Origin of the sequence: Streptomyces lushanensis (genome assembly GCF_001700515.1) — a bacterium.
In the GTDB taxonomy this organism is placed as follows: Bacteria; Actinomycetota; Actinomycetes; order Streptomycetales; family Streptomycetaceae; genus Streptomyces; species Streptomyces lushanensis.
The window spans coordinates 1-10,182 of the sequence record NZ_MAUD01000361.1; the positions used below are offsets into that span (position 1 = coordinate 1).

Here is a 10,182-nt window from a genome sequence, read left to right on the forward strand (position 1 = left end):
GGGCGGGAGCGGAGGCGGGCAGGGCGACGGGGACGGGTGCGGCGACGCCTGGTTCCCGGAGCGGTGGACGCTCGACGGACCCGAGCCCTACGCCGTACCGCTCCCCCTCGACCAGCCCGAGGAGCCCGACTCCGATGTCCTGCCCATGGCCGACGGACGGGTGCTCATCCGACGCCGGGTGGCGGACCGGCACGACTTCTCGCTGCTCTATCCGACGGGCCCCGATACGGGTCAGCTGCCGCTCGGCGCGCTCGGATGCGACCGGCTGACGCTGCTGCCGCCGTCACCGGACGGCCGGAGCGCTTACGCCCTGGCGCCCGGCGAGCACTCCACCACGGTCTGGCTGGTGGCGGGCGGCGCGTTCGGACCGGAGCGGGTGGCCGAGGTCGCGGGCCGCTGCTCGGGCGGCGTCTGGCTCGACCGTACGGGACGGATACTGGCCCTGGACCGGGAGAGGGACGGCGTGGTGAAGGCCGTCGCCGTCGATCTGGGACGCGGCGGCGAGGCGACGCCACTGCTCCAGATCACCGAGGAGAGCAACGACCGGCTGCTGCTCGCGGACGCCGACAGCGGACTGCTGCTGATCCGTTCGGACGCGCCGGGTCATGACCGGCTGGGCTGGGGCGTACTGGGCAGTCTGCGTCCGGTGCGCTTCCCCGAGTGCCTGCGGCTCGCGGACTGCGCGGTCACGCCGTTCGCCGTGCAGCCGGGGCAGGTTCTGATGCCGGAGAGCTGCGCGGTGGCGCTGCGGATCGACGGCGCGGCGGGCAGCGCGCTCGGCGTATGGCGTCCGATGAGCCGGCGGCTCCATCGGCTTCCCACGCCCGACGGGTGGTTGGCGGGAGCCGGGCTCTGGACCCGGGACGGTGTGCTGCGCCTGCCGTACGCGACGGGGGAGGTGCCGTGCGGAGTGGCCCGGCTCCCGGCCCCGGCGGAACCGGCCGAACCGGCCGACCGGGCGGAACACGCCGAACTCACCGAACACGCCGAACCGACAGCGCGGGCGGCGCCGGCGGGACACACCGAACCGGCCGGATCCACCGCGCCGTTGGGACCGCTGCCGGAAGAGGTACCGGTGTCGGTGTCGGCCTCGGCGCTGTCGGCACGGATGACACACGCGGCACCGCCGATGTCCGGAGCCGCCTCGGGGCCGCCCGGACTCACACAACCCACACAAGCGGAATCCGCGTCCCGGGAACCGTTCACGCCTCCGCGAACTCCTGTGATGTGCAGGCCGGTCCCGTTGCAGCAGGCGCCTCTCACCGGGCGCGGGGTACCTGGATAGACTTTCCTCCGGGGCTGCGCAGCCGTACCGACCGGGCATTGTCGGGGACTGTGATGTGGAACGGTGACCGTCACTTCGCCGGGCGGTACAGGGAAAGCCGGGGCCCCTGCGCCACAACAAGAAGCGATCACGACGGGGTGACTTCCCACATGACCGAAGCCCGAATTGACACGACCCAGGAGCGCCCGCAGGGGACGGCCGCCGACCGGAGTGACATCAGCCACTTCGGAAAGCACCGAGGCGGTGCGGCCTCCACGGAGGACTCGATGTCTCCGGCCCACGGCCGCCACCGCCGCCCCGCGGAGGGGGAACACAGCAACGCGGCCTGAGACCCGGGCCGGCACACGCACGACAACGCACAACGCGTATCAGCACACCGCGTACGACGCGCATGACGCGTCACGCGTGACGCACCACGAAGAGGCCGTCGCGGTACAGACGCGGCGGTCTCTTCCCGTCCCGGGTCGTGCACCGTGACATTCGTACCGGCCAAGTCCGTACATCCGCATCTGCCGGGCGGCGGTCCCGCTCCGTAGCGTCATCGGTATGACGCAGACAGCGGACACCACCTCACCCGCGGTGAGCTTCACCGGCGTGGTCAAGAGCTTCGGCGCGGTCCGGGCCGTCGACGGGGCCCACCTCGCCGTCCCGCGCGGTGAGACCGTCGCGCTCCTCGGGCGCAACGGCGCCGGCAAGTCGACCGCCATCGGGCTGCTCCTCGGGCTCGACGTGCCCGACGCCGGTACGGTCCGTGTCTTCGGCGGGCCGCCCGCGCGGGCCGTGACGGACGGGCGGGTCGGGGCGATGCTCCAGGACGGCCGGCCGATCCGGCGGGTGACCGTACGGGAGTTGGTCACCTTCGTGGCGAGCACCTTCCCCCGCCCGCTGCCCGTCGCCGAGGCGCTCGAACTCGCCGGACTCACCGCACACGCGAACCGCCGTGTCGACAAGCTCTCCGGCGGCCAGACGCAACGGGTCCGGTTCGCGGTCGCGCTGGCCGGCCGTCCCGAACTGCTCGTGCTGGACGAACCCACCGCCGCCCTCGACGTGGAGGCCCGCCGCGCCTTCTGGGGGTCCATGCGCGCCTACGCGGAGCGCGGCAACACCGTGCTCTTCTCCACCCACTATCTGGAGGAGGCCGATCAGCACGCCGGCCGGATCGTCGTCATCGACCACGGCCGGATCGTCGCCGACGGCACCGGTGAGCGGATCAAGTCCTCGGCCGGCGGCCATCTCGTCTCCTTCGACCTGCCGGACGACGCCGAGGCCGAACCCCGTGCGGCGGATCTCGGGCGGCTGCCCGGTGTCGTCTCCGTCGAGAGCGCCGGGACGCGCGGTGGCCGCGCCCGGCTCCGTACGGACGACTCGGACGCCACGGTCATGGCCCTCGCCCGGCTCGGCGCGATCCGCCGGCTCGAAGTGGTTCCGGCCACGCTCGAAGACGCGTTCCTCGCCCTGACCCGGCCCCGGACCCCGACCGGACCCCGGACCGAGCCGCGCAACGAACCCCGGAGCCGGACCTGGAGCCGGTCCTGGTCCCGCGCGAAGGAGACGGTGTGATGCCCGCCCTGCTGGAGTACGTCACGCTCGAAGTGCGCCGCACACTGCGCGATCCCGGCTTTGTGCTCTTCGGTACGGGCATGCCGGTCCTGATGTATCTGCTGCTCACGAATGTGGGCGGCGGCGGAGGTGCGCAGGGCGGCAAGGAGTGGGAGGTCGCCTCCATGGTCGGCATGGCCGCGTACGGAGCGCTCGGCGCCGCCGTCGGCACGGGCACCGGTATCGCCGAGGACAAGTCCCTCGGCTGGCTGCGCCAGCTCCGGATCACCCCGATGGATCCGCGCCAGGTGGTGCTCGGCCGCGCGCTCGCCGGCTCGGTGACCGTCCTGCCCGCGCTGCTGGCCGTACTCACGGCGGGCGGTCTGGTCAACGGCGTACGGCTCGCACCGTGGCAGTGGGCCGCCCTGGTCCTGCTGCTCGGTGCGGGCGCGCTTCCGTTCACACTGCTGGGCATCGGCAACGGCTACCGGCTCTCCGCCCAGAGCGCCGGTGTGGTCAGCGTGGGCTGTCTGACGGTCATGGCCGTGATCGGCGGGCTCTGGTTCCCGGTCGAGCTGTTCCCCGGTTGGCTGCGCGCGCTCGCCGTGTACACCCCCGCCAACCGCTTCGCCGACCTCGGCTGGTCCCTGACGCGGGGCACGGCGCCCGGTGTCACGACCGTCCTCGTCCTGCTCGGCTGGCTGTTGGTGTTCGGTTCGTACGCTGTGGTCTCGTACCGCACATCGGCGAGGACGACATGACCCGGAACACCCGAAGTTCCCAGCACACCCAAAACACCCAGCACACCGAGCAGGACCCGGGCCGTGTCCAGGACCAGGACGGCGGGAGGCCGGGCCCGCCCAGTGGTTACGCGATGCTGCCCTGGCTGCTGCTCGGCCTGGGCTCCTTCTCCAACCTCGTCCAGGGCCGGACACCGAACCCGTGGTTCGGCGGTGCCGGTCTGCTGGTCTTCAACTCCCTCTACGTCTACGTCGTGTTCACGGCCTTCGACCCGAGGAGGCGGCGCTGTCACGCCACCTGGTGGTCGCTCGCCGGGATGGGGCTGATGACCTTCGGCCTCGGTGGTGTCTACGGCGGGAGCTGGCTGCTGTTCTTCCCGCTCTTCGGGCTGGCCTGCGGCACCGTGGTGCGCGGGCGCGGTCTCGCCTGGGTGGGCCTTCCGCTGAGCGCCGCCGCCGGAGCGATCGGCGCGTACCACGACGGCTGGGGCGCGATCGGCGTCGCGTACGGCACGTTCATCTCGATGATGGTGACCGCCGCCATCCTCACCCTCGCCGAGACGGTGAGGGAACTGCGCGCCACACGGCAGGAGCTGGCGCGCTCGGCGGTGGAGCGTGAGCGGCTGCGGTTCTCGCGCGATCTGCACGATCTGCTCGGTCACACCCTGTCCGTGATCGTGGTCAAGGCGGAGGCGGCGCGCAGACTGGCGCCCTCCGATCCGGAGGCGGCCCTGACCCAGGTCTCCGACATCGAGTCCGTCGGCCGGCAGGCCCTGACCGAGATACGGGAGGCCGTCACGGGCTACCGCGAGGGCAGCCTCGCCACGGATCTGGACCGGGCGCGCTCGGCGCTGACGGCGGCCGGGATCGAACCGGTGATACGGCGGTCCGGGCCGCCGCTGGAGCCATGGGCCGAGGTGCTGCTCGGCTGGGTGGTACGGGAAGCCGTCACCAACGCCGTACGGCACAGTGCCGCGACCCGCTGCACGATCACGGTGGACGGCTCGGCGGAACGGATCAGGCTGACGGTCATGGACGACGGCGTCGGTGCGGCGGGCGCCGACGGCGGCAGGGCGGGCCCGGGCGCCGGGGGTACGGGCCTGCTGGGCCTCACCGAACGGCTCGCGGCGGCGGGCGGCTCCCTCGAAGCGGGCCCGGCGAGCGTCCGGGCGAACGGAAAGGCGGCGGGTCCCGGGCGACCGGCACAACAGGGCTTCCGGGTGACCGCCCTCCTGCCCGCGGACGCCTCACCGACGCACATCTGACCGGACGGTGCGCGCCCGCGGCCGGCGGGGCCAGTCCCCGTGCGTCCGAACCGACCTGGGCAGGTGACAACTAACCTGGGCAGGTGACAGAGATGCCCAGGGACCACAGGCCGGCCACGTCCGTACGCGTCCTGCTCGCCGAGGATCAGGGCATGCTGCGCGGGGCGCTGGCGCTGCTGCTCGGGATGGAGCCGGACATCGAGGTGGTCGCTCAGGTGGGCACCGGTGACGCCATCGTGCAGAGCGCGCTCCTGTCGCGCCCCGATGTGGCGCTGCTGGACATCGAACTGCCCGGTATCAGCGGGCTGGACGCCGCCGCGCTGCTGCGGGACGAGGTGCCCGACTGCCGCGTGCTGATCCTGACCACGTTCGGCCGGCCCGGCTATCTGCGCCGTGCCATGGAGGCGGGAGCCTCGGGCTTCCTGGTCAAGGACGGGCCGGTGGAGGAGCTCGCCGCGGCGATCCGCCGGGTGCTGACCGGTGAGACCGTCATCGATCCGGCGCTGGCGGCGGCGGCCCTGAGCGCGGGCCCGAACCCGCTCACGGCGCGGGAGCGCGAGGTGCTGAACGCGTCCGTGGACGGCGCGACCGTCGCCGACATCGCGGCCAGGTTCCGGCTGTCCGAGTCGACCGTACGGAACTATCTCTCGTCGGCCATCGGCAAGACCGGCACCCGCAACCGTACGGAGGCGGTACGCGCCGCCCGCCGCCAGGGCTGGCTCTGATCCACGCGGGCAACGGGGGCCGTGTGCCGGCCCTCGGACGGCTCCTCCCGGTCACTCGTCCGAGGAACCGCGCGGCAGCCACACCGCCATCAGCAGCGCCCCCGCCAGCACCACCGCGCCGCCCGTCCTGAACGCCAGCGCGTATCCGTCCGTCAGCTCCCGCGGGCTCGTACCGCCCGCCGTACGGGACGCCGCCACCGTGGACAGGACCGCGAGACCGAGCGCCCCGCCCATGGTCCGCGAGGTGTTGATCAGACCGGAGACCAGACCCGCGTCACCGGGCTCCGCGCCCCCGGTGGCCAGCGCCGCCAGCGTGGTGCCCGTCAGCCCCAGGCCCGTCATGATCAGCAGTCCGGGACCGAGGATCGAGGAGAGATACGATCCGCCGGGAGTCAGCGCGGACTGCCAGCCGAACCCGGCGACCGCCAGCAGCGCCCCGACGACCGCGACGTTCCGGGCACCGGCCGACGGCATCAGCCGAGGCGCGAGCTTCGAACCGAACACAATGCTCAGCGAGCTCGGGACGAGCGCGAGACCGGCCTCCAGCGGCCCGTACCCCAGGACGTTCTGCGCGTACACCGTCATGAAGAACCAGACGGCGAAGGACGCGGAACCGCAGACGAACATCGCCGTGTTCGCCGCCGACACCGCCCGTACGCGGAACAGCCCCAGCGGCATCAGCGGCACCTTCGCCCGTGCCTCCACCGCCACGAACAGTCCCAGCAGCAGCACTCCCCCGGCCAGCGGCAGCAGGGTGGCCCCCGCGCCCCACCCCCGCGCCTCGGTCTGCACGATCCCGTACGCCAGCGCCGCGAGACCGGCCGTGACCAGCAGCGCGCCGGGCAGGTCGAGACGCCGTCCCGTGTCCGTACGGCTCTCGGTCAGCCACACCGCGGCCCCGGCCAGGACCAGCACCCCGACCGGCACATTGATCAGCAGCACCCATCGCCAGGAGAGCAGATCGGTGAGCAGACCGCCGATGAGCCCGCCCGCCGCGCCGCCGCCCGCGCCGACCGCCGTCCAGGTGCCTATGGCCCGGGTCCTGGCGGCTCCGGCGGGCACGGCCGAGGTCAGGATGGCGAGCGTCGCGGGCGCCAGGACGGCGGCGCCGAGGCCCTGTACGGCGCGGGCGGCCGGCAACTGCCAGCCCTCCTGGGCGAGTCCGCCCGCGACGGACGCCAGGGTGAAGACCGTGAGCCCGGTCAGGAACATCAGCTTGCGGCCGAAGAGATCGGCGGCCCGCCCACCGAGCAGCATGAAACCGGCGAAAGCGATCGAGTAGGCGTTGAGCACCCACTGAAGACCGCCGGCGGAGAGTCCGAGGTCCGCGCGCATCGACGGCAGCGCGACATTCACCACGGACACATCGAGGACGACGAGGAACTGTCCCGCGCAGGCGGTGACGATCACCGCCCAGGTCCGGACCCCGTTGCCGGCCAGGCCAGTTGAGGGATTTATGCCTATTGTTCCTGATATGTCTGCTTCATCGGCGGCTTCGGAATCCGCGGCGGCTCGGACCATGCGCGCCATGGTCGCAGCTTGACGGCCCGTCAGAAAGAAGCCCGTCGACGTCGGCCCGAGTTCGTACCGCGTTCGCCGGAATAACGCGGCGATGGGGAAGGTTTCACACTGCATGCACTTGGCGGACCGAGCCGTCCGCCCTCCCCCGCCGCCACGCATCCGCCCCTGCCCTCTCCTTTCCTGCCCGGAGGACGCACGTATGCCACAGCCGACAACCGATCATCAACACCCGGAGGCTTCCCCGGCCCGGCCGCGGACCCGGCCTCCGGCCCGCGAGGGCGGCGCCATCGTCCCCGTCCTCGCCTTCGCGGGCATCACCGTGGCGGTGATGCAGACCCTGCTCGTTCCCGTGATCAAGGATCTGCCCGCACTGCTCCACACCTCACCCGCCGACGCCACCTGGGTCATGACGGCGACCCTGCTGGCCGGTGCCATCGCCACCCCGATCATGGGGCGGCTCGGGGATCTCTTCGGCAAGCGCCGGATGCTGCTCGCCAGCCTCGCCGTCATGGTGATCGGCTCGCTGATCTGCGGATTCACCGACGATCTCGTCATCATGATCGTCGGCAGGGCGCTCCAGGGCTTCGCCATGGGCGCGATACCCCTCGGCATCGGCATCATGCGCGACGAGCTGCCGCGCGAGCGCCTCGGCTCCGCGATGGCGCTGATGAGCTCCTCCATCGGCGTGGGCGGCGGGCTCGCCCTGCCCGGCGCGGCCCTGGTCGCGCAGAGCGCCGACTGGCACGCGCTGTTCTTCTGCGCGGCCGGGCTCGGCACCCTGTCGATCCTGCTCACGCTCCGCTTCGTGCCCGAGTCGTCCGTACGGGCCACCGGACGGTTCGACTGGCTCGGCGCGATCGGACTCTCCGCGGGGCTCGTCGCCCTGCTGCTGCCGATCACCAAGGGCGGTGACTGGGGCTGGGGCTCGACCACCACGATCGGACTGTTCGTGCTGTCGGTCGTGATCCTGCTGCTGTGGGGCGTCATGGAGCTCAGGAGTGCCGCGCCGCTGGTCGATCTCCGTACCACCGCGCGCCGTGAGGTGCTGCTCACCAATCTCGCCTCGATCATGATCGGTGTCGCCTTCTACGCGATCTCGCTCGTGCTGCCCCAGCTCCTCCAACTGCCGAAGTCCACCGGCTACGGGCTCGGCCAGTCGATGGTGGTGGCCGGGCTGTGTGTGGCGCCGCTCGGACTGACGATGATGTTCACGGCGCCGCTCTACGCCCGGATCTCCGCGCGACGCGGCCCCAAGGTCTCGCTGATGCTCGGCATGCTGGTCATCGGTGTCGGATACGGCGCGGGTCTCGGCCTGATGAGCGCGGCCTGGCAGACCGTCGTCATCTCGGTGGTCGTGGGCGCGGGCATCGGCCTCGCGTACTCCTCGCTCCCGGCGCTGATCGTCGCCGCCGTGGATCCCTCGGAGACCGGCGCGGCCAACGGTCTGAACACCCTGATGCGCTCCATCGGTACCTCGGTGTCGAGCGCGGTGATCGGCATGGTGCTGGCGCACACCTCGGCCGTCTCGGGCGGGGTGACCTTGCCCACTCTGCACGGTTTCCGTATCTCGTTCCTGATCGCCACGGGCGCGGTGGCCGCCGGACTGGCGCTGGCGGCGTTCCTGCCGTCGCAGCGGTCGGCGGCGAAGGGCCCGAAGACGGCGTCCCTGGCGCCGGCGGCCCTGGCGTCACCGGAGTCCACACCGGACGCGGACGAACAAGGGCGTCAGCACACACTCGTCGCCGGTTCCGGCGGCTTCCGGGGACATGTGCTGGACCCGGACGGTGCTCCGGTGGCATGGGCGAATGTCACACTCATCGACGGCGGAGGCCGGCAGGCGGGGCTCACCACCACGGACGAGAACGGCGTGTACGCGCTGCTGCCGCGGACCGGCGGGCACTACGTACTGGCGGCGACGGCGACGGGATACGCGCCGCAGGCGCGCCCGGCGGTGTACGAAGGCGACGGTCTGCCGGTCGATGTCGATCTGGTGCTGGCGCGGGCGCAGAGCGCGCCGGAACACGCCACCGCCGTCCCGTCCTGAGCAGTCGTTCCTGAGCGGCGGTCACTCCTGAGCGGCGGTCACGCTCGTCCGCCACGCCACCCCCGCCCGCCGTGCGGACGGGGGTGTACGGGACCATGGGCCCCCACGCGCCGGCGCCGTCGGGCGGCCGGCGCGCACCAGCGCGTCAGCGCCTCGGCACGGCAGCGCCGCAGGTCAGACCGAGGAGAGCCGCCCATGTCCGCCGGGACCGCACCCGCACCCGACGTCCTCGCCGCGTTCGAGGCCGCCAAAGGGTTCATGCCCGTGGACGAAGGGCTCGCCCTCTACGCGGCGGCGGCCGACGCCGGGGCGCTCGGGCTGCCGCTCCTGGAGATCGGTACGTACTGCGGACGCTCCACCCTGCTGCTGGCCGCCGCCGCGAGGGAGTCGGGGACGGTCGCGGTCACCGTCGACCACCACCGCGGCAGTGAGGAACAGCAGCCCGGCTGGGAGTACCACGACCCGGCCGTCGTCGATCAGGACCTCGGCGTCATGGACACGCTGCCCACCTTCCGGCGCACCCTGCGCCGGGCCGGTCTGGAGGACCGGGTGATCGCCGTCGTCGGACGTTCACCGCAGGTCGCGAGGGTCTGGGGCGGTCCGCTCGGACTCGTCTTCATCGACGGCGGCCACACCGAGGAGCACGCGAGCGGGGACTACGAGGGCTGGACGCCGCATCTCGCCGAGGGTGGGCTGCTCGTGATCCACGACGTCTTCCCCGACCCGGCGGACGGCGGCCGGGCCCCGTACCAGATCTATCTGCGGGCGCTCGCCTCCGGCGCCTTCACCGAACTCCCCGGCACCGGCTCCCTGCGCGTCCTGCGCCGCACCGGACGCCCCGGACCGGTTCACGACGATCGACCGGACAGCCCTTAGCATCGCGACGTGCCGTACGACAACGAAAGCCAGCAGACCGGTGAGAGCCCGCCGACCGTCCGACGCCGTTCCGGCCGGAGCGGTCTCGCCGTCGCGGGCGCCGCGCTGGTGTCGGCCGCGCTGGCGGGCGGGCTCGTCCGGCAGAGCGTGAGCGGACCGGACGGCGGGGTCCCGCCCGCCGCGGCGG

Annotated in this window: 8 protein-coding genes; 7 read left to right on the top strand and 1 reads right to left on the bottom strand. The window is 72.5% G+C overall.

Translation table 11 applies throughout. The features are described 5' to 3' along the window. From BFF77_RS26015 to BFF77_RS26040, 5 genes are all read left to right on the top strand, one after another. Positions 1 to 1,285: hypothetical protein (locus BFF77_RS26015; RefSeq protein WP_245703712.1), on the top strand; the 1,285-nt coding region annotated here is incomplete at its 5' end. 546 nt (positions 1,286 to 1,831) lie between these two features. Continuing rightward, positions 1,832 to 2,845, top strand: coding sequence for an ABC transporter ATP-binding protein (locus BFF77_RS26025; RefSeq protein ID WP_066954190.1), 1,014 nt, complete (start codon positions 1,832 to 1,834; stop codon positions 2,843 to 2,845). 8 nt (positions 2,846 to 2,853) lie between these two features. Further along, entirely contained in the window at positions 2,854 to 3,585 is a 732-nt protein-coding gene (locus BFF77_RS26030) for an ABC transporter permease (RefSeq protein ID WP_107422252.1), read from the top strand. Then, positions 3,582 to 4,829: a histidine kinase gene (locus BFF77_RS26035; protein ID WP_066954196.1), complete on the top strand. Its 1,248-nt coding sequence runs from the start codon at positions 3,582 to 3,584 to the stop codon at positions 4,827 to 4,829. Before BFF77_RS26030 ends, BFF77_RS26035 begins: the two co-directional genes overlap by 4 nt. A 92-nt stretch (positions 4,830 to 4,921) precedes the next feature. Next, the gene (locus BFF77_RS26040; protein WP_066954199.1) at positions 4,922 to 5,554 is read left to right on the top strand and encodes a response regulator transcription factor; all 633 of its coding nucleotides are present in this window, start codon (positions 4,922 to 4,924) and stop codon (positions 5,552 to 5,554) included. 51 nt (positions 5,555 to 5,605) lie between these two features. Here the strand turns inward: BFF77_RS26040 and BFF77_RS26045 are convergent, their stop codons facing one another. After that, positions 5,606 to 7,084, bottom strand: a complete 1,479-nt coding sequence (locus BFF77_RS26045; RefSeq protein ID WP_245703713.1) for an MFS transporter — start codon at positions 7,082 to 7,084, stop codon at positions 5,606 to 5,608. Between the two features lie 190 nt (positions 7,085 to 7,274). On the opposite strand from BFF77_RS26045, the gene BFF77_RS26050 reads away from it, so the two are divergent. Further along, positions 7,275 to 9,119, top strand: a complete 1,845-nt coding sequence (locus BFF77_RS26050; RefSeq protein ID WP_066954202.1) for an MFS transporter — start codon at positions 7,275 to 7,277, stop codon at positions 9,117 to 9,119. Between the two features lie 195 nt (positions 9,120 to 9,314). After that, positions 9,315 to 9,995 (top strand): class I SAM-dependent methyltransferase, encoded by a 681-nt coding sequence (locus BFF77_RS26055; RefSeq protein ID WP_066954204.1) that lies wholly within the window; start codon positions 9,315 to 9,317, stop codon positions 9,993 to 9,995. Positions 9,996 to 10,182 lie beyond the last annotated feature (187 nt).